Below are 20,141 nucleotides of genomic sequence, written 5' to 3'. Positions count from 1 at the left end.
TCAGGCCGAGTTGTCGTCGAGGACAGCCGCCCACGCTTCGGGCGAGTCGAGACTCACGCCTTGCTCGACCGCGCGCTTCTCGGCCGCCCGGACGTCGGACATCAACGCAAGCGCCCGCTCCCGTGCCTGCGCCTCGACACTGTCGTCGCCCGCCGTGACCGTCACGGTGAGGGTGTCCGCCGGGATCGTCTCGACGGGATACTGTGCGGCGGTGAGACGTTCGAGCACTTTCTGCAGGAGGGCCAGGGCGGGCTGAGTGGTCGCCACACCGTCGAGCACCGAGCCGCGTCGCTTCTCGGCCGCCTTGCGTTCCTCCCACTCCCGAATCTGCGTCTGCAGATCCGAGTGAGCCCCGGACAGCACCCCGGGGGTACGGCCGGAGACCTTCGCGGTGAAACTGCGAGCGACGTCGTCGATGTCGAACGGTGCGTCGGGATCGTCGGCGGCGATCCGCGCGTGGAACAGCACCTGCAGCAGGAGGTCTCCGAGTTCTTCGCGGAGCTCGACCGGATCACCGGCCTCGATGGCGTCGAGGACCTCATACACCTCTTCGAGCAGGTAGCGGCGCAGCGAGTGGTGCGTCTGGGTGCTCTCCCACGGCCCGTTCCGGCGCAACGTGTCCATGAGCGCCACGGACTCCAGGAGCGCGGTTCCCGCGACGGCCTGCGCGGCGATGACCTCCTCACCGCGGTCCACACGCGCGCGCACGAGTGGATGGTCGGGATCGGTGCTGACGAGCACCGACTCGGGATCCTCGGCCGTGTCGTCGAAGACGGGCTCGACCTGATCGAATTCCCAGAGCATCGTCGCGGGGACGTCCTCGGTGACTTTGACCGGCCCGGCGAGCACGCCGCGTGCGCGGATGGGGATCAGGTCGGGCCGTGCCGGGTCCAGCAGCACCACCGTCATTCGTCGTACGTCCTTTCGCTGCCCCCGCGCCTGTCCTTCGTTTCGATCAACCTATCCCGTGGGCTCGCCGACCGGCGGGAGCCCACCCGGAATCCGGCCATCCAGTTCCTGACAACGCCCCGCCGAAAACCACCCCTGGAAACCACCCTCAGGAGCGACAGCGCCGACATATCGTCATCCGCCCGGCCCTGATGGGTGCTTATCAGACGCTCTCGCCGACCGGCTCGGGCCTGAGTTGGGTGAGGAACGTCGTGACGAACTCGATCAGCTCGTCGTCGCGCAGACGCGCCGACCCGACGCCCCCGGTGCGCGGGATCGGCAGCGTGACCACCGATGTGGTGGCTCGGTAGGTTGCCGAGGAGTACAGCCGGCGCAGACGGACCTGCTCGCTGTCGAGGAGTGACAGCGGCGAGATCTTCAGACCCTGACCGGCCAGGCCGATCTCGCTGATCCCACGCTCCCGGCACCGCAACCGCAGCCGGGCGATGGACGCGAGGCGCGTGGTCTCCACCGGTGGCGGACCGTACCGGTCGTTGAGTTCGACGAGGACCGAATCGACCGCGGCGTCGTCGGTCGCCGACGCGAGCTTGCGGTACGCCTCGAGGCGCAGGCGATCGGAGTCGACGTACTCGACCGGGATGTGTGCGTCGACGGGAAGATCGATGCGTACCTCACCCGTCTCCCGCGATTCGACCGGTTTCCCGTCCGCGGCAGCGCGATACGCCTCCACCGCCTCGCCGACCAGACGGACGTAGAGATCGAACCCCACGCCCGCGACATGCCCGGACTGTTCGGCGCCCAGCACGTTTCCGGCGCCGCGCAGCTCGAGATCCTTCAGCGCCACCGCCATTCCCGCGCCGAGCTCGTTGTTCTGCGCGATCGTCGCGAGCCGGTCGTAGGCGGTCTCGGTCAGCGGTCGGTCGGGGCTGTAGAGCAGATAGGCGTATCCGCGCTCGCGACTGCGGCCGACGCGCCCACGCAGCTGGTGCAGTTGCGAGAGGCCGAGGTTCTCGGCGCGGTCCACGATCAGGGTGTTGGCGTTCGAGATGTCCAGGCCCGTCTCGATGATCGTCGTACATACCAGCACGTCGTATTCGCGATTCCAGAACCCCGACACCGTGCGCTCGAGCTGGTCCTCGTTCATCTGACCGTGCGCGACCACGACTCTCGCCTCCGGGACCATCGCGGCGATGTCCCTGGCCGTCTTGTCGATGGTCGAGACCCGGTTGTGCACGTAGAACACCTGACCGTCGCGCAGCAGTTCGCGGCGGATGGCGGCCGCGACCTGTTTCGGCGCATAGGCGCCGACGTAGGTCAGGACCGGATGCCGTTCCTCGGGCGGGGTGAGGATCGTCGACATCTCCCGGATGCCGGCCATCGACATCTCGAGTGTGCGCGGGATCGGGGTCGCCGACATCGTGAGCACGTCGACGTGGGTGCGCAGCGACTTGATGTGTTCCTTGTGCTCGACACCGAACCGCTGCTCCTCGTCGACGATGACCAGTCCGAGGTCCTTCCAGACGATCCCGGTCTGCAGCAGACGGTGGGTGCCGATGACGACGTCGACCTCGCCCTTCGACATCGCCTGGGTGATCTCGCGGGATTCCTTGGGGTCGGTGAACCGCGACAGGCCGCGCACCCGCACCGGGAAACCACTCATCCGCTCGGTGAAGGTCTGCAGATGTTGTTGCGCGAGAATCGTCGTCGGGACGAGGACGGCGACCTGCTTGCCGTCCTGCACGGCCTTGAACGCGGCGCGGACCGCGATCTCGGTCTTGCCGTAGCCGACGTCGCCGACGACGACGCGGTCCATCGGAACGGGACGCTCCATGTCGGCCTTGACCTCGGCGATCACCGTGAGCTGGTCGACGGTCTCGGTGAAGTCGAAGGCGTCCTCCATCTCCTGCTGCCACGGCGTGTCGGGCCCGAAGGCGTGTCCCGGCGCGGCGTGACGGGCGGCATAGAGTTGGACGAGTTCGCCGGCGATCTCGCGAACGGCCTTGCGCGCCTTGCGCTTGGTGTTCTGCCAGTCCGAGCCGCCGAGTTTCGACAGCGACGGCTGCTCGCCGCCGACATAGCGCGAGAGCTGGTCGAGTGCGTCCATCGGGACGTACAACCGATCGGCCGGCTGACCGCGCTTGCTCGAGGCGTACTCCAGCACGAGGTACTCGCGCCGGGCACCGGAGACGGTCCGTTCGATCATCTCGACGAACTTCCCGATGCCGTGCTGGTCGTGTACGACGAGGTCACCCGCGGTCAGCGCCAGCGGATCGACCTGGTTGCGCCGCTTGGCCGGCAGTCGGCGACCGTCCCGGACGTTGGCGACCCGGGAGCCGGTGAGGTCGGCCTCGGCCACGACCACGAGTCCTGCACCGGGACAGACGATCCCGGCGCGCAGCGGCGCGCAGAACACGGTGACCTCGCCGGCCTGCGGGCGGTGCCCGGGTTCGGCGATCACATGCGGCACCTCGGCGTCGGACAGGCGCTCACCGACGCGTTGGGCGGTACCCTTGCCCGCCACCACGATCGCCGCCGGCTTGTCGTCGGCGACGTGCGCGCGCAACTGCGCGAACATCGCGGCGATCTCACGGTCGTCGCCCCGAGGCGCGGGACCGGGAGCCAGATCGAGTTCGAGTTCATCACCGCTGCCGGTCGAGAGTGGACTCAGCGTCCACCAGGGACACCCGGCGTCGAGCGTCGTCGTCAGCACCTCGTCCAACGGCCGGTACGCACTGGCCTGCAGATCGATGCCGAGGCTCGCCGAGGATCGCCCGTCGATCGGCGCTCCCGCACCCATGGCGGCGGCGGTCCACGATGCCTCGAGGAACTCCGCACCCGTCTTCGACAGGTCCGACGCCCGGGTCCGCACCTTCTCCGGGTCGAGGACGAGGACCCGGGTGCCGTCCGGGATCACCTCGGTCAGCAACTGCATGTCGCCGTCGACGAGCGCGGGGATCAGCGCCTCCATCCCCTCGACCGGGATGCCCTCGGCCAGTTTGCCGAGCATCTCGGCGAGGGTCGGGTCGTCGGCGTTGCTCGCCGCCAGGTCGCCGGCGCGTGCACGGACCTTGTCGGTCAGCAGGAGTTCGCGGCCCGGGTGGATTCGCACCTCAGTGGTCTCGACCTCGGGTTGGCTGCGCTGGTCGGCGACCGAGAAGGCACGCATCTCGGTGATCTCGTCGCCCCAGAACTCCACTCGCACAGGATGGTCGGCGGTGGTCGGGAACACGTCGAGAATGCCGCCGCGCACCGCGAACTCGCCGCGGCGGCCGACCATGTCGACGCGCTCGTAGGCCATCTCGACGAGTTGGGACAGCAGAGCGTCGAAGTCGACCTCGATGCCTTCGCGCAGGGACACGGTCGCGACGTCGCCGAGGCCGGGGGCCATCGGCTGGACGAGCGAGCGAACGGTGGTCACGACGACCCGCAACGGAGTGTCACCGGGGTTGGCGAGCCGGTGCAGTACGGCGAGTCGCTGGCCCACGGTGTCCGCACTCGGCGAGAGCCGCTCATGCGGCAGCGTCTCCCACGACGGGAACTGAGCGACGGCGTCGGCGTCGTCGAGGAGCTCGGCGAGTTCGGCGGTCAGATCGTCGGCCTCCCGGCCGTTGGCCGACACGACGAGGAGCGGGGCATCGGCGCCGGCGACCAGGCACGAGACGAGGAAGGGCCGCGCTGCATCGGGCGCGGTGATGTCCAGCCGGCGCTCGTTCCGGTGCGCGTGCACCTCGCGGAAGGACTTGTCCGCACACGCGAGCGCGGCCAGACCGGACAGAGCAGACGGCGTCGACACTCCGTCGATTCTATGGGGCGACGATCCGCCCGTCCCCGCCCGGTCAGCGCGAGTTCCCGCGGCCGGGGCAGCTGTCCTAACCTCGTCGGCATGAGCGAGCGCGCATCCGAGGCACCCTCGACCCCGATCCGGGTGACCGACGCGACGATCGACGACTGCGCGGCCGTCGCGGACATCTACGCCCACTACGTGCAGAACACCGTCGCGACCTTCGACTATCTGGTCCCGTCCCTGTCGCAATGGCACGCCAAGCACGCCGCGATCACGGCCGCGGGCCGGCCGTTCGTGGTGGCCCGCGCCGTCGACGACGGTGTCGAGCAGGTCGTCGGCTACGCCTACCTCGGGACGTTCCGGACGATGCCGGCCTACGACCTGTCGACCGAGGACTCGATCTACGTGCGGCCCGGTCAGGCCGGGCGCGGGATCGGTACGGCTCTGATGTCGGCGCTGCTCGATCGCGCGAACCCGGACAACGTCCGCCACATCGTCGCGGTGATCGCCGCGACGGGCGGCGAGGGCTCGATCGCGTTACACCGTCGGTTCGGGTTCGACGAGGTGGGTCGCCTGCGCGCCATCGGACACAAGGCCGACCAGTGGATCGATTGTGTCTACATGCAGAAGGATCTCTGGACGCGCGACGACGCTCCCGGTGCGGGCGGCTGACGACCCGCTCGCGGAGGCGTCGGCGTCACCGTTCCAGCCCCGCTGCCTCGGCGGCCGCGTCGGCCAGGCCGACACCGGTGCCCTCGTAGATGTGGAACGCCACGTCCGCGCCGCGCTGGAGCAGTTCGTCGCGCTCGTCGTCGTACTGCGCGACGACCGCCACGGTCCCGGTGACGCCGAGTTCCTCGATCCGTTCGAGCGCGACCAGGTTGGAGCCGTGGAAGGGCATCGCCAGGACGAGCAGTTCGAGCTCGTGGACGCCGACCGCGCGGTCCCAGAAGTCGGCCTCGGTGGCGTCGGCGTCGAGGATCCGGACGCCGCGTGCGGCCAGTTCGCCCGCCTTGAGCGGATCGTTCTCCACGCCGATCACCGGAAGGCCGTATTCGTCGACGAGCCGCTCGTACACCGAGTGCCCGACGCGGCCCATGCCGAGGACCAGTACGCGCGCCGGCGCCAGCACGATCGGGGCGTCGTCGGGGTGGGCCCGGGCCGCGGCCGTGGTCGGGACGAACGCCGACAACCGGGTCACCAGGCCGGTGCCGCGGCGATTGACCAGGGTGGAGAACACGAAGCTCCCCGCCACCGCCACCGACGTCACCACGAGCCAGTCCTCGCCGATCATCCCCACTCCCACACCGGTCGCGATCACGATCAGCCCGAACTCCGAGAAGTTGGCCAGCGCGAGTCCGGTCAGGATCGACGTCCGGCGACGCAGGCCGAACAGGGAGAGGACCAGCGTGTACACCGCACCCTCGAACGGCAGGAGGGCGATCAGCAGCAGACCGAGCAGAACCGTTTCGGTCGTGGGGGTGACGTGCAGCCCGATCGACACGAAGAAGCCGACGAGGAGCAGCTCACGCAGACCGAACAACGTGCGCGACAACTCCCCCGCGCGCGGATGGGATGCGAGCAGGACGCCGATGACCATCGCGCCGAAATCGCCCTTCATGCCGACGGATTCGAAGAGCCAGTACCCGGGTACGAGGGCCATCACGATTCCGAACAGCGTCTGCAACTCGCCGTGGCCGAGGGTGTTCCACAGGCGGCGGACGAGCCACGCGCCGGGGATCAGCAACACGAGGGCAAGCGCCCACGGGCTCGGCGGTTCGCCCTGCATCGCGGTCAGGTAGGCGACGGCGACGATGTCCTGGAGGACGAGGACGCCGATCGCTATGCGGCCGTAGAGGGAGTGGGATTCCGACCGCTCGTCGAGGACCTGGACCACGAACACGGTGCTGGAGAACGACAGCGCAAAGCCCAACAGCGCCAATGTCTCCCAACCCTCGCCGGTGAGCATCGGCACCCCGAGGGCGGCCAGGAGGCCGAGGAATCCGGTGGTCAGCCCGAGGATGACCAGGAGGTTCACCGCCGTGGTGACGACCACCTCGCGCCGGAGCAGCATCCGTACGTCGAGCTTGAGGCCGATGGTGAACAACAGGATCGTCACGCCCAGCTCGGCGATCGTGTCGATGATCGGCAGCTCGTCGATTCCCGGTGCGTGCAAGATGAATCCGGCGGCGAGGTAGCCGACGAGGGTCGGCAGGCGCGCCGCGCGAGCGAGGTACCCGCATCCGAAGATGACGACCAGGTAGATGCCGACGGTCTCCATGTCCGAGGCGCCTCAGCCGAAAGCGGTGTTCGGCCGGTCAGCGCCGCTCGGGGTCGACATCGGTGGATCCTTCCGGCCGGGGGACGCAGAGTGAATCAACCATAGACGCGGACCCGTTGCCCCGCCGTGCAGCTCGGGGCGGGTCGACACCGCTACCGCGGGCCGGCGAGACGAGACCCGGGTCAGGCGTCGTCGGCGCTCGTCCGCCTCCGGGACTCCACGTAGTCGGGTCCGACGAGCGCGGGGTCGGGGTCGAGCCGGGTGAGCCCGTTCCAGCAGAGGTTGACGAGGTGAGCCGCCACGACCTCTTTCGACGGCTCGCGCACGTCGAGCCACCACTGCGCCGTGACCGACACCATCCCGACGAGCGCCTGCGCATACAGCGGGGCGAGCGTGGGATCGAAACCCCGTCGTTCGAAATCGCCGGCGAGGATGTGCTCGACCTGACTGATGGCGTCGTTGAGGAGACTCGAGTAGGTGGCCGTCTCGCCCGTGGCGGCGGTGCTGTCCCCGCGTACGAGGATGCGGAATCCGTCCGTGCGCTCCTCCATGTACGTCAGCAGCGCGAGGGCGACCTGCTGGATGCGGTAGAGCGACCGGTTCTTCGACAGCGACGAGGTCACCATCTCCAGGAGGGTCTCCATCTCGCGGTCGACGACGACCGCGTACAAACCTTCCTTGCCACCGAAATGCTCATAGACGATCGGCTTCGAGACGCCCGCGCGCTGGGCGATCTCCTCGATCGACGTGCCCTCGAAACCGCGCTCGGCGAACAGGCCGCGCGCGACCTCGATGAGCTGCAACCGGCGCTGGGCACCGGTCATCCGTGCTCGAGGTGCGCGCTGCACCTCGGCCGAACCTTCCGACGGACGCCCGATAGCCATGGCCCCAGCGTAGGGCGCGACGCCGCGGATTCCGAACGGTCCGGCCGAGTGGTGTCAGTACAGGCTCGACCAGTACGACCAGAACCGCACCGCGATCAGCACGATCACGAGGCCGACGGCCGCGACGAGAATCGGGGCGTGGTTGCGCGCGAGGACCAACGCGACGCGTGAACGTGAGGTGAGACCACTCGCGTGCGCGTTGCGCACCGTGACGAAGACGAAGATCGGCAGCGTCACCGCCCATACGACCATGCAGTACGGGCAGAGCGCCCCGATCGAGTACAGGCTCGAGTAGATCAGCCAGGAGATGAACACCATCGCCGCGGTCACCCCGACCTGGAGTCCGGCCCAGTACCACCCGGCGAGGCGAGCCCCGGCGAGCATGGCCACACCGGTGGTGACGGCGATCGCGAAGCCCGCGATACCGAGCAGCGGGTTGGGGAAGCCGAAGAGTGCGGCCTGGGGCTCGGCCATCACCGACCCGCAGCTCAGCACGGGATTGAAGTTGCAGGACGGCACGTAGTCGGGGTCTGCGGCCAGTTCGAACCGTTCGACGGTCAGCACGAAAGACGCGACGAAACCGATCGATCCGCCGACGCTCAGCAACCAGGCGACGATCCGCGTCCAGGAACGCACGGCCGCGGCCAGCAGGAGCCGGTCGTCGTCGGCATCGACCTTTGCGGTGGTCAGCGCACTCTCACTCACCGTTCCAGCATGACACCGCACGGCGGGGAGATCGACCCACGCCGCGTCGAAGTCACACTGGATCGGTCCAAATGTCGGCAGTATTGCCCGTCCGTGCGTAATGTCTTTCGAGACACCGGGGGGCTCGGCTGCCCCGGGGATGGGACAGCAACAGTGCAATTGTGGGACTATCTCAGTGAGAACGCACGATCCCTCACCTTCCTGACGTATCAGCATGCGTCGCTGTCGTTCCAGACAGTGCTCGTGGGTACGGCCGTGGCCATCGTCGTCGCCGCCGTCGTCTACCGGCTTCCGCTGGCGAGTGCGCTCACGCTGACGTCGAGCCGTGTGGCGCTGACCATTCCGTCGCTCGCCCTGCTCGCATTGCTGATCGTGCCCTTCGGACTCGGTGTCACGCCGTCGTTTCTGATGCTCGCCTTCTTCGCCACGCTGCCGGTCATCGGCAACGCGGTGGTCGGTTTGAGATCCGTGCCGCCGTCCGTGGTCGAATCCGCTCGCGGCATCGGCCTTTCGCGATGGCGGATCCTGCTCACGGTCGAGTTGCCGATCGCCTGGCCGGTGATCCTGACCGGCATCCGCGTGTCGACCCAGATGATCGTCGGTGTCGCGGCGATCGTCGCCTACGTTCTCGGACCCGGCCTGGGATCCCTGATCTTCAACGGGCTTTCCCGCCTGGGCGGTGCCAATGCACTCGAAATGGCGCTCGCCGGAACGATCCTGATCGTGATCATCGCCCTCATCTTCGACGCTCTCCTGGTTCTGCTCGGCCGCCTCACCATCTCCAAGGGACTCTCATGACCGACACCGCCACCTCCTCCGCGCCGAACGGCAACAACCGCAACGTCACCGGCGAGTCCATCCGGCTCGACGGTGTGGCCAAGCGTTACCGGGGAAGCACCACACCGGCCGTCGCGCGCCTCGACCTGGAGATCGACGCCGGCGACATCGTCGCCTTCGTCGGCCCGTCCGGATGCGGCAAGACGACGACGCTGAAGATGATCAACCGCCTCATCGAACCCACCGAGGGGCGCATCTACATCGGCGGACGCGACGTCACCGCGGAGAACCCGGACAAACTGCGCCAGTCGATCGGCTACGTCATCCAGTCCGGCGGGTTGTTCCCGCACTGGTCGGTGAGCAAGAACATCGGCGCCATCCCGCGAATCCTCAACTGGGACAAGAAGCGGATCGCCGAACGCACCGAATACCTGCTCGACCTCGTCGGACTCGATGCCGCGACCTTCGCCGACCGGCTCCCCAAGGACATGTCCGGTGGTCAGCAGCAGCGCGTCGGCGTCGCACGCGCGCTCGCCGCCGATCCCCCGGTGCTGCTGATGGACGAGCCGTTCGGCGCAGTGGACCCGATCACCCGAGCCCGCCTGCAGGACAAGCTGATCGCGATCCAACACGAGCTGGCCAAGACCATCGTCATCGTCACCCACGACTTCGAGGAAGCGACCAAACTCGGCGACAAGGTGCTGATCCTCTCCGAGGGCGGGCGCATCGAGCAGTTCGCGCCCCCGGAGGAGATCCTGGCCAACCCGGCGAGTCCCTTCGTCGAGGAGTTCGTGGGTTCGGGTGCGACACTCGCCCACCTGACGCTCACCCGCGTCCGCGACGTCGACATCAGAGAGGTGGTCACCGCCCGCGTCGGTGAACCGTCCGGCGCCGTGGTCGCCCGCGCGAAAGCGGCCGGCGAGGACTGGGTCGCCGTGGTCGATCAGCACGGCCGCCCCCGCGCCTGGCCGTCGGTCGAGGAGATCCGCGCCAAGCCGGAGGTCTCGGACTACCTCGATCCCCGGCTCCCCGTCGTCGCGCAGTCCTCGACGCTGAACGACGCCCTCGACTCGATGCTCGCGACCAGCCAGGGTGGCGTTCTCGTCACCGACGGTCGGGGCGCCGTCGTCGGCGCGCTGAACATCGCATCGGTGATGGAGGCGATCCGTGGGCAACTCGCCACCGTGCGAGACGACGATGCCGAGGTCGGTTACCTCGACCACGCCGATGGGTCGGCTCCCGTCGAGACCCCGGTCGTGGCGGCCGACGACGACTCCGGCACCGAGCACGTCGCCGGAGGCGTCACTCCCGAGACGAGCGTCGAGCGGTGACCGGCTTCATCGCCGAAGAGGCACGGATCACCGAGACCGCGAAACCGCCTGCACCAGAATCGGTTCCGAGTGGCTTCCGGCGGCGACTCGCCCGGATTCCCATCGATGTGTGGTTCGAGCCCCTGGTGATCGTGGTCGTCGGCGTCGGTTTCGTGATCTGGTACGCGAACACCACTTTCACCAGCACGGAGAGCGCGGCGATGTCGTGGCCGGCGTTGCGTGCCACCATCCTCGACCACATCCAGCTGACGCTGGTCGCCACGATCATCGTCGTCGTGATCGCGATTCCGCTCGGCATCGCGCTCACCCGTCCCGCCCTGCGCTGGCTGAACCCCATCGCGGTCAACATCGCCAACATCGGACAAGCGGCCCCCGCGATCGGACTCCTGGTGTTGTTCACCTTCTGGCTCGGCACCGGTTTCACCACCGCCGTCGTCGGCCTGGTCGTCTACGCGGTGCTTCCGATCCTGCAGAACACGATCGTCGGGCTGCGGCAGGTCGACCAGCGGACGGTCGAGGCCTCGCGAGGCATCGGCCTGTCGGCGGTGCGCACCCTCGTCCAGGTCGAACTCCCCCTGGCCGTGCCGGTCATCCTCAACGGCGTCCGCACAGCACTGGTCATCCTGGTCGGCACCGCCACCCTGAGCACGTTCATCGGGGCGACCAGCCTCGGCACGCTCATCACCACGGGGATCACCCTGTTCCTGCCGAAGCTGCTCGTGTCCGGTGCGATCCTCGTCGCGCTGCTCGCCATGACGATCGACTGGCTCGGACGCCTCGTCGAACTCGCCGCGACTCCTCGGGGGATCGCATGATCACCCGCCCCCATCCGGCCCGCGCCCGTCGCGTCGCAACGGTCCTGGCGGCGTCGGCCGCGGTCCTGATGATGCTGTCGGCGTGCGGCTTGGTCAGTTCGTCCGGAACCTTCCGTCCCGCTTCCCTTCCCGGCGGCGAACGCCCGCTCGAGGGAACCTCCATCGCGGTGACGTCCAAGAACTTCACCGAGCAGGTCCTGCTCGGGAAGATCACCGCCACGTACCTGGCGGCCGCCGGCGCCGACGTCGACGATCTCACCAACGCGCCGGGCTCGATGTCGTCCCGGCAGGCAGTTCTCAACGGCGACGCCGACATCGTGTGGGAGTACACCGGGACCGCCTGGCAGACCTACCTGGGCGAGACCGAGACGATCTCGGACCCGCAGCAACTCTACGAACGCGTCCGCGACGCCGAACGCGCGAACGGGGTCGAGTGGCTCCCGCCGGCGTCGTTCAACAACACCTACGCGTTCGCCGCGTCGTCACCGACCGCCGAGCGGCTGAACGTCAAGACGATGTCCGACATCGCCAAGCTCCCCGAGTCCGAGCGGACCTTCTGCATCAACGACGAGTTCTACTCGCGCGCCGACGGATTCATCCCGATGTTGAAGGCCTACGACATTCCGCTCGACCAGCCCGGCGGGGTGCCCTCGAGCAACGTGACCATGATGGATTCCGGCGTGGTCTACACCTCCACCGCGCGTAGCGAGCCGTGCAATTTCGGCATGGTCTACTCGACGGACGGTCGCATCAAGAACCTGGATCTCGTCGTCCTCGAAGACGATCGGAAGTTCTTCCTGCCCTACAGCGGATGCGTCGTGGTCAACACCGGACTCAACGATGCCAATCCGGAGATCGCCGAACTCATGGCACCCGTGTCGGCCAAACTCACCGACCCGCTGATGCAGGAACTGAACGGGCTCATCGACATCGACGGCGCCGATCCCTCCGACGTCGCCTACGACTGGCTGAAGGACGAGGGCTTCATCGTCCCGGTGGACTGACGACCCGTCGACTGTGCGTCGGGCTCGTCGGCGCGACCACTGATCCGACGTGGCCCAGCTGATCAGCGATCGCATACCGCAGGTGATCAGGACCCAGTCGAGCCCATTGGACGCACAGTCGACGTATTGTTGCGCACAGTCAACGGATTTCGACGCACGGTCGACGAATATCGACGCACAGTCGACGAATATCGACGCACAGTCGACGGATATCGACGCACAGTCAACGAGATTGGGCCGAATTCGGCGCGAACACCGTCATCCAGTGCGGGTGCAGCCGGTAGTAGACGACCTCGGCGCCCCAGTCGAACTCGTCGTCGTTGTAGACCTCCCGGAAGTGGGCGACCAACTCAGGCCAGTCGTGGGCCCGATCGCCGTCGCGCGGGTTGAGGATCTCTACGGTCCCGTGGGTGAACACCCCCAGTTCCTCACCCTGGATGTGCGCGACGCTCGCGGCGGGACGGGCGGCGAGATGTCGGGCCTTTGCGGCGGCGCGCGCCGTGCCGAAGATCCACTTCCCATGGAGGAAATGTCCGTCGACGGCACTGATCCTCGGTTCACCCGACGCCGTCACGGTCGAGAGCGCGAGAACACGCATCCCGGTCAGGATGTCGACGAGTTGTGCTGCGCCGACGGTGTTGTCACTGCTGATGATGGAACGCAGATGGTCCGTCGAGCGGGACAGGGAGGCGTCGAGAAGGGTCTGGAGTTCGCGGAGTTCATCCGGGGTCTCGTGCATGGTGGGCGTTCCTCGTGGGCTGTTCGCCGGCGACGACGGTCGTCGCCGAGGAACCCCATGGTGCCACCGGAAACCACCTACGAGGGCTGTCCGCGACCGACCGTTCTTGCTGTCTCGAGCGGCAATCCCAGGGGCGGCGCCTCGGGATGCAGGGCAGCGCCCGCGGCGAGAAGGTCCACGTCGACGCGACACCGCAGGGCGCCGAACAGCGTACCCAACGACGACCGCGCACCCGTGCGCCGTCCGAAACCCGCTGCATCGAAGCCGGTCACGTCAGTGTCCTTCCAATCCCCATGCAGTGGCGAGCAATTCATGCGACGCCAGCCGATGGTCGAAGTCGTGGGTGACGCTGGTGACCAGCAACTCGTCGGCACCGGTCACCCGGGCGAGCGTCCGCAGCCCGTCGACGACGGACTCGGGATCGCCGACGAACTGGGTGCGCACCCGGTCGTCGACGAGAGGGCGCGCATCGTCGTCGAGGGAATCCGCTGTGTCCGGGTCGGGATACGGTTGCGCGCCCGCCCCGCTGCGGATGCCGTGCACCCAGTGTCCGTACGTGGACGCGCGGTGACGTGCGGTCGGTTCGTCTTCGGCGACAACGACATCCGCGGAGACGATCACATACGGCTCGGCCAGGACCGGCGACGGCCGGAACGCGCTGCGATACGCCTCGACGGCCTCGAGGACCGTGCTCGGGCTGACGTGGTAGTTCGCGACGAACGGCAGCCCCCGCGCACCCGCGGTCTGCGCGCTCTGGCCCTTGCTGCTCCCGAAGATCCAGACCGCCACGTCCGCGCCGCGCCCGGGCACCGCGGTCAGCTCGACGCCGTGGTGCTCGAAGTCGCCGGCCAGGAGCGCGAGGACGTCGCCGACGGCGTCGTCGAAGTCCGGCGGTGACGCACCGTCGAACTGCGACGCCTCGAACGCGGCGACGACCCGCGGTGCGTTCAGGATCGACTCGACGGGGAACGGCGTCGGGATGAGCAGGCCGTCGACGATCTGGTCGGGCTGTCGGGGTGCGGGCGCGCGCGGTGCGGATTGCCGGTCGGTGCTGGTCAATTCGGTGCGGCGCTGAGCGGAACGCCCGAGCCCCAGGTCCAGCCGGCCGGGATACAGCGCGTCGATCGTCCCGAACGCCTCCACGATCGACACGGGGGTGTGCAGGCCGCTCTGCACCGCCGCCGACCCCACGCGGATCGACTCGGTCGCGGCGGCGATCAGCCCGATGAGTGTTGTCGTCGACGAACTGGCCACCGCGACGAAGTGGTGCTCGGCGAGCCAGAACCGTCGGTAGCCCAGGCGTTCGGCGTGCTGGGCCAGCGCGACGCTGCGGCGCACCGCTGTCGCGGCGTCACTCCCCTCGGTGACCGGGGCGAGGTCCAGCACCGACAGCGGTATCGGTTCTCTTCCCGTCACACCGCTCTCCGACCGACTCGAGTCCTGCGCCGAACACACCTCATCCTGACCACCGAAGCGTGGCCGCCGGTTTATCGGAAGGGTTTGGCCCACCGCGATCCGATGGCCGACGCCCGGAATCCACGGTCTGTCCGCCACCGTTCGATCCAGGGACAGGTATCGACACGACTGAGGGAGGACTCCATGGCCGAGCACGTGCACGTCGCCGTGGCGCTGGACGGAGCCGGGTCGCACCCGGGCGCGTGGCGCGCACCCGGAGCCCAGGCCCACACCCTGACCACGGCGGCGCACTGGCAGGAACGGCTCGCGGAGGCAGAAGCCGGGCTGCTCGACTTCGTCACCCTCGCGGATTCGTTCGCCCTGCACCGCGGGCATCCACGCACCGACCGGGCGACCGCGGGACTCGACTCGGTACTGCTCGCCTCCCGTCTCGCCCCGACGACCCGGTCGATCGGGCTGATCCCGACGGCGACCGCCACCCACACCGAGCCGTTCCACGTCTCCAAGGCGATCGCGACCCTCGACTACGTGAGCAACGGACGTGCCGGAGTCGTCCTGCGCACCACCGCGGATCCGGACGAAGCGGCGTTGTTCGGCCGGCGACGGTTTCCCGACGATCCCGCGGTGCTCGCCGATCTCGCGTCCGAGGCCCTCGACTTCGCCACCGTGATCGGACTGCTCTGGGACTCGTGGGAGGACGACGCCGAGATCCGCGACGTCGCGACCGGTCGGTTCGTCGACCGGGACAAGCTGCACTACATCGACTTCGCCGGAGACCATTTCTCGGTCCGGGGTCCCTCCATCACGCCACGACCACCCCAGGGCCGGCCGGTCATCGCGGCGACCGGCGCACATCCCACCGACCTGCGGGTGATCGGCCGGGGCGCCGACCTCGGGTTCATCAACCCCCGCGACGTCGACGACGCCGTGCGTGCGGTGGACGCCGTGGGCACCGCCCACTCCGACGCCGGTCGCGGGATCGCCGACCCCGCACTCCTGTTCGTCGATCTGTTCGCCGTGCTCGCCGCGTCGGAGTCGGCGGCGAGAGCACGCCGGGCGCAACTCGACGAGTGGGCGGGTGAACCGTTCACGCCCGACAGCGCGGCCTTCGTCGGCACCCCGGCCGGGCTCGCCGACGAGATCGAACGCTGGACAGCCGTCGACGGGGTGAGCGGGGTGCGGTTGCACCCGGCCGCCGTGCCCGAGGACCTACACGTGATCACGCGGGAGGTCGTGCCGGAGCTGCAGCGTCGCAACCGATTCCGTGACTCCTACACCGCGCCGACGTTGCGGGGCCACCTCGGTCTGGCGCGGCCGTCCAACCGTTTCGCCGCTGGAAAGGCCGGTGTCGCATGACCAAGCAGGTGCATCTCGCCGCCCACTTCCCCGGGGTGAACAACACCACGGTGTGGAGCGATCCGGAGTCGGGCAGTCAGATCGAGTTCGACTCGTTCGTCCATCTCGCCCAGACCGCCGAGCGCGGGAAGTTCGACTTCTTCTTCCTCGCCGAAGGACTGCGGCTCCGCGAGCAGAACGGGCTGATCTACGACCTCGACGTGGTCGGACGACCGGACACCTTCACCGTCCTGTCCGCACTGGCCGCGGTGACCACCCACCTCGGCCTGACCGGCACCATCAACTCGACCTTCAACGAACCGGTCGATGTCGCACGGCAATTCGCCACCCTCGACCACCTGTCCGGCGGACGTGCGGCGTGGAATGTGGTGACCTCATGGGACGAGTTCACCGGCGAGAACTTCCGTCGAGGCGGCTATCTGCCCGAGGACCAGCGGTACGCACGTGCCGAGGAGTTCCTCACCGCGGCCGCGACGCTCTGGGACTCGTGGCGCGACGACGACGTGCTCGCCGACACCGCGAGCGGCCACTTCCTGGCCCGCCCTGACGCCGGTGAATTCGAGTTCACGAGTACACAATTCGACATTCACGGGCACTTTCCCACGCCTCGCCCGCCGCAGGGGCGGCCGGTCATCTTCCAGGCCGGGGACTCCGACGAGGGCCGGGAGTTCGCGGCCGCCACCGCCGACGCCATCTTCTCCCGGCACGCCACCTACGATGCCGGGCGGGCGTTCTACACCGACGTCAAGCGGCGACTCGCCGCGTACGGACGGCACCCCGAACAGCTCCTGGTGCTCCCCGCCGCCACCTTCGTCGTCGGCGACACCGACGCGCAGGCAGCCGAACTCGCCCACGAGGTGCGCCTACAGCAGGTCAGCGGGCAGACGGCGATCAAGTTCCTGGAGCAGTTGTGGAATCGCGACCTCTCCGACCACGACCCCGACGGTCCGCTGCCGCAGGTGGATCCGGTCCCGGGCGAGAACACGGTCGCCAAGGGACGCGCGAGCGTGCGCATGCACCGTGACCCGGTCGCCGTCGCGCGCGAGTGGCGCGACCTGGCCGAGGCGAAGAACCTGACGACGCGCGAACTCATCATCGAGGTCACCGGCCGCCAGTCGTTCGTCGGCTCACCGCAGACGGTCGCGCACACGATCAACGACTTCGTGCAGGCCGACGTCGCCGACGGCTTCATCCTGGTGCCCCACATCGTGCCCGGCGGACTCGATCGGTTCGTCGACGAGGTGGTCCCGATCCTCCAGGAGCTCGGTGTCCACCGCACCGACTACGAGGGCACCACGCTGCGGGACAATCTGGGGCTGGCACGACCGGCGGGGTGAACCCGCCCGGGCACCGAGAAAGGGCGCCGTCGCGCCTCGACTCATGAGCTCCGCCACCAGGACTCGAACCTAGAATGCCTGAACCAAAATCAGGAGTGTTGCCGATTACACCATGGCGGATCACTGCGCTGACGATTGTGCCACAGCCCGGGGGCACGCACGCCAGGTGACCACTCGACGAGAACTCGGCTCCCAGACCTCGATCGAGGCCTGGGAGCCGGAGTCGTGGTCCAGGAGGTGATCAGTCCTTGGGGCCGCCGGCCACGTAGACGACCTGACCCGACACGAAGCCGGCACCCTCGCTGATGAAGAAGGACGCGGTGTGGGCGATGTCCTCGGGCACGCCGACGCGGTTGACCGGGATCTGGCCCGCTGCGGCACGCTTGAAGTCCTCGAAGGGCACACCGATGCGCTCGGCGGTGGCGGCGGTCATCTCGGTCTCGATGAAACCGGGGGCGATGGCGTTCGCGGTGACGCCGAACCGGCCGAGTTCGATGGCCAGGGTCTTGGTGAATCCCTGCATGCCGGCCTTGGCCGCCGAGTAGTTGACCTGTCCGCGGTTGCCGAGCGCGGAGGTGCTCGACAGGTTGACGATGCGTCCCCACTCCGCCTCGACCATGTACTTCTGCACAGCCTTGGTGACATTGAACGCGCCACGCAGGTGCACGGCCATCACCGCGTCCCAGTCGTCGACGGTCATCTTGAACAGCAGGTTGTCGCGGGTGATGCCCGCGTTGTTGACGACCACCGTCGGCTTGCCGAGTTCGGCGACGACCTTGTCCACCGCGGCGTTCACCGAGGCCTCGTCGGCGACGTCGGCACCCACCGCGACGGCCTTGCCGCCGGCGTCGGTGATGGCCTTGACCGTGTCGGCGCAGGCATCGGCGTCGAGGTCCAGGACGGCCACCGCCAGTCCGTCGTCGGCCAGGCGCCTGGCCACGGCCGCGCCGATCCCCCGTGCGGCCCCGGTGACGATGGCCGTCTTCTGCGTGCTCATTCACTACCTCCGTGTGGTCGTTTCACGAACCGGACAACTCCGGCACGCGTGGTTCTGTCTCCCGCACCCACCCTGATCCGTCTGTGACAATCCACTGGGATATCGGCAGGTTCTACCGATTGATCGCTCGGCGTTCGCGGTCCCTATGTGTTCTATCAGGCCCGGTCGGGAGGATCCGGCACAAACTGCGCGCTGCATTTCTGCCACCGGGCACCGATGCGTAGGATCGCACCCGACGTGCGACCGCCGGTCGGGTCTGCGACCCCCGCCGCCGCCGTCGAGCAGACATGATCGCGGCAGTCACCGATCAGGAAGAGGGTGGGCATTCGATGACGGGAACGTCGCCATCCGTGGCCGTGATCGTCCTGGCCGCGGGCGCCGGTACCCGCATGAAGTCCAAGACCCCGAAGATCCTGCACACCATCGGCGGACGTTCACTCCTCGGCCATGCGCTGCACGGCGCGGCGGGCATCGAACCCGAGCATCTGATCGCGGTCGTCAGCCACGAGCGCGAACGGGTCACGGCGGCCATCGGTGAGATCGGCGCACTCCTGGGCGTCGAGGTCGGGATCGCCGAACAGGACGCGCCGCGCGGAACGGGCGACGCCGCCCGGGTCGGACTCGGCGGTTTGCCCGACGATTTCGACGGCACCGTCGTCGTCACCGCCGCCGACGTCCCCCTGCTCGACGCCGACACCCTGCGCGCCCTCGTCGACACCCACCTCGCCGACGGTGGAGCCGCCGTCACGCTGACGAGCTTCGTCGCCGACGACCCGACCGGATACGGACGGATCATCCGCGACGGAGACGCCGTCGCCGCCATCGTCGAGCACAAGGACGCGAACCCCGAGCAGCGCGCCGTGACCGAGGTGAACGCCGGCGTGTACGCCTTCGACGCCGCCGCGCTGCGAGTCGGTCTGTCGAAGCTGTCCACGGACAACGTGCAGGGCGAGTACTACCTCACCGACATCGTCGAGATCGCGCGCGGCGAGGGCCGGGCGGTCCGTGGGTTCACGGTCGCCGATCCGGTGCTCGTGGCCGGCTGCAACGACCGCGCCCAGCTCTCCGCTCTCGGTGCCGAACTCAATCGCCGGATCATCCGCCGCCATCAGCTCGACGGGGTGACCGTCGTCGACCCCGCCACGACGTGGATCGACATCGACGTCACCATCGAGCCCGACGCGCACATCGAACCGGGCACCCAGCTGCACGGCCGCACCCACATCTCCGCCGACGCGGTCATCGGACCCGACACCACCCTCACCGACGTCACTGTCGGAGCAGGTGCCCAGGTGATCCGTACACACGGCAGCGACGCGGTCATCGGCCCCGACGCCACCGTCGGCCCGTTCGCCTACCTCCGACCCGGGACCGCCCTCGGGGTCGCGGGCAAGATCGGTACCTTCGTCGAGACCAAGAACGCGACCATCGGCGACGGGTCGAAGATCCCGCACCTCACCTATGTCGGTGACGCGACCATCGGCGAGCACTCCAACATCGGCGCGTCGAGCGTCTTCGTCAACTACGACGGGGTTGCCAAGCACCGCACGGTGATCGGCGATCACTGCCGCACCGGCTCGGACAACATGTTCGTCGCCCCGGTCAGCGTCGGCGACGGGGCGTACACCGGAGCCGGAACCGTCGTGCGGCAAGATGTACCGCCGGGGGCCCTCGCGGTCTCGGCGGGAGAACAACGCGTCATCGAGGACTGGGTCGTGCGCAAGCGGCCCGACACCGCGGCGGCGCGCGCGGCCCTCGAGGCGCGCGAGAACGACTCCGGGCCGGCCTGACATCCCGACCCGCGCT

17 protein-coding genes and 1 tRNA gene are annotated in these 20,141 nt (G+C 68.5%); 8 read left to right on the top strand and 10 right to left on the bottom strand.

The features are described from left to right. Entirely contained in the window at positions 1-909 is a 909-nt protein-coding gene (locus AC3B6C_RS15130) for a nucleoside triphosphate pyrophosphohydrolase (protein ID WP_055474961.1), read from the bottom strand. Positions 910-1,111: 202 nt separating this feature from the next. Further along, a complete protein-coding gene (gene mfd / locus AC3B6C_RS15125) occupies positions 1,112-4,702 on the bottom strand; it encodes a transcription-repair coupling factor (RefSeq protein ID WP_488373335.1) in 3,591 nt (1,196 codons plus the stop codon). A 90-nt stretch (positions 4,703-4,792) separates the two neighbouring features. On the opposite strand from mfd, the gene AC3B6C_RS15120 reads away from it, so the two are divergent. Continuing rightward, entirely contained in the window at positions 4,793-5,365 is a 573-nt protein-coding gene (locus tag AC3B6C_RS15120) for a GNAT family N-acetyltransferase (protein ID WP_055475273.1), read from the top strand. A 25-nt stretch (positions 5,366-5,390) separates the two neighbouring features. On the opposite strand, the gene AC3B6C_RS15115 is transcribed toward AC3B6C_RS15120, so the two are convergent. From AC3B6C_RS15115 to AC3B6C_RS15105, 3 genes are all read right to left on the bottom strand, one after another. Further along, positions 5,391-6,974, bottom strand: a complete 1,584-nt coding sequence (locus AC3B6C_RS15115; RefSeq protein WP_488373334.1) for a cation:proton antiporter domain-containing protein — start codon at positions 6,972-6,974, stop codon at positions 5,391-5,393. Between the two features lie 182 nt (positions 6,975-7,156). Then, a complete protein-coding gene (locus AC3B6C_RS15110; protein ID WP_035718099.1) occupies positions 7,157-7,858 on the bottom strand; it encodes a TetR/AcrR family transcriptional regulator in 702 nt (233 codons plus the stop codon). 54 nt (positions 7,859-7,912) lie between these two features. Next, positions 7,913-8,563 (bottom strand): vitamin K epoxide reductase family protein, encoded by a 651-nt coding sequence (locus tag AC3B6C_RS15105; protein ID WP_488373333.1) that lies wholly within the window; start codon positions 8,561-8,563, stop codon positions 7,913-7,915. A 153-nt stretch (positions 8,564-8,716) separates the two neighbouring features. On the opposite strand from AC3B6C_RS15105, the gene AC3B6C_RS15100 reads away from it, so the two are divergent. From AC3B6C_RS15100 to AC3B6C_RS15085, 4 genes are read left to right on the top strand one after another with little or no spacing between them, the layout of a single operon-like run. Beyond that, the gene (locus AC3B6C_RS15100; RefSeq protein WP_010844301.1) at positions 8,717-9,361 is read left to right on the top strand and encodes an ABC transporter permease; all 645 of its coding nucleotides are present in this window, start codon (positions 8,717-8,719) and stop codon (positions 9,359-9,361) included. Then, complete coding sequence (locus AC3B6C_RS15095) at positions 9,358-10,671, top strand: ATP-binding cassette domain-containing protein (RefSeq protein WP_010844300.1); 1,314 nt, start codon at positions 9,358-9,360, stop codon at positions 10,669-10,671. The genes AC3B6C_RS15100 and AC3B6C_RS15095 overlap by 4 nt, the downstream gene beginning before the upstream one ends. Next, complete coding sequence (locus AC3B6C_RS15090; protein ID WP_010844299.1) at positions 10,668-11,486, top strand: ABC transporter permease; 819 nt, start codon at positions 10,668-10,670, stop codon at positions 11,484-11,486. Before AC3B6C_RS15095 ends, AC3B6C_RS15090 begins: the two co-directional genes overlap by 4 nt. Beyond that, the gene (locus AC3B6C_RS15085; RefSeq protein WP_488373331.1) at positions 11,483-12,490 is read left to right on the top strand and encodes a glycine betaine ABC transporter substrate-binding protein; all 1,008 of its coding nucleotides are present in this window, start codon (positions 11,483-11,485) and stop codon (positions 12,488-12,490) included. Before AC3B6C_RS15090 ends, AC3B6C_RS15085 begins: the two co-directional genes overlap by 4 nt. Positions 12,491-12,713: 223 nt before the next feature. Here the strand turns inward: AC3B6C_RS15085 and AC3B6C_RS15080 are convergent, their stop codons facing one another. The 3 genes from AC3B6C_RS15080 to AC3B6C_RS15070 form a co-directional block, all read right to left on the bottom strand. Next, positions 12,714-13,229, bottom strand: a complete 516-nt coding sequence (locus AC3B6C_RS15080; RefSeq protein ID WP_488373330.1) for a pyridoxamine 5'-phosphate oxidase family protein — start codon at positions 13,227-13,229, stop codon at positions 12,714-12,716. 77 nt (positions 13,230-13,306) lie between these two features. Further along, the gene (locus AC3B6C_RS15075) at positions 13,307-13,501 is read right to left on the bottom strand and encodes a hypothetical protein (RefSeq protein WP_488373329.1); all 195 of its coding nucleotides are present in this window, start codon (positions 13,499-13,501) and stop codon (positions 13,307-13,309) included. A 1-nt stretch (position 13,502) separates the two neighbouring features. Further along, a complete protein-coding gene (locus AC3B6C_RS15070) occupies positions 13,503-14,645 on the bottom strand; it encodes an LLM class flavin-dependent oxidoreductase (protein WP_488373328.1) in 1,143 nt (380 codons plus the stop codon). Positions 14,646-14,828: 183 nt separating this feature from the next. Between AC3B6C_RS15070 and AC3B6C_RS15065 the strand changes: the two genes are divergently transcribed. Together AC3B6C_RS15065 and AC3B6C_RS15060 are read left to right on the top strand one after the other, a co-directional pair. Further along, the gene (locus tag AC3B6C_RS15065) at positions 14,829-16,001 is read left to right on the top strand and encodes an LLM class flavin-dependent oxidoreductase (protein ID WP_488373327.1); all 1,173 of its coding nucleotides are present in this window, start codon (positions 14,829-14,831) and stop codon (positions 15,999-16,001) included. Next, positions 15,998-17,338: an NtaA/DmoA family FMN-dependent monooxygenase gene (locus AC3B6C_RS15060; RefSeq protein ID WP_488373326.1), complete on the top strand. Its 1,341-nt coding sequence runs from the start codon at positions 15,998-16,000 to the stop codon at positions 17,336-17,338. The genes AC3B6C_RS15065 and AC3B6C_RS15060 overlap by 4 nt, the downstream gene beginning before the upstream one ends. A gap of 48 nt (positions 17,339-17,386) precedes the next feature. Here AC3B6C_RS15060 and AC3B6C_RS15055 read toward each other — a convergent pair. Together AC3B6C_RS15055 and fabG are read right to left on the bottom strand one after the other, a co-directional pair. Beyond that, positions 17,387-17,458, bottom strand: a tRNA-Gln gene (locus AC3B6C_RS15055). 121 nt (positions 17,459-17,579) lie between these two features. Next, positions 17,580-18,335, bottom strand: coding sequence for a 3-oxoacyl-ACP reductase FabG (gene fabG, locus AC3B6C_RS15050; RefSeq protein ID WP_010844292.1), 756 nt, complete (start codon positions 18,333-18,335; stop codon positions 17,580-17,582). A gap of 329 nt (positions 18,336-18,664) precedes the next feature. Here fabG and glmU point away from each other — a divergent pair, with 329 nt between their 5' ends. Then, complete coding sequence (gene glmU, locus AC3B6C_RS15045) at positions 18,665-20,125, top strand: bifunctional UDP-N-acetylglucosamine diphosphorylase/glucosamine-1-phosphate N-acetyltransferase GlmU (RefSeq protein ID WP_488376272.1); 1,461 nt, start codon at positions 18,665-18,667, stop codon at positions 20,123-20,125. The last annotated feature ends 16 nt before the right edge of the window (positions 20,126-20,141 follow it).

This window comes from Gordonia sp. 11cp (genome assembly GCF_057767225.1).
Note: the sequence above shows the minus strand (reverse complement) of the source record. Positions and strands in the feature narration are given on the sequence as shown.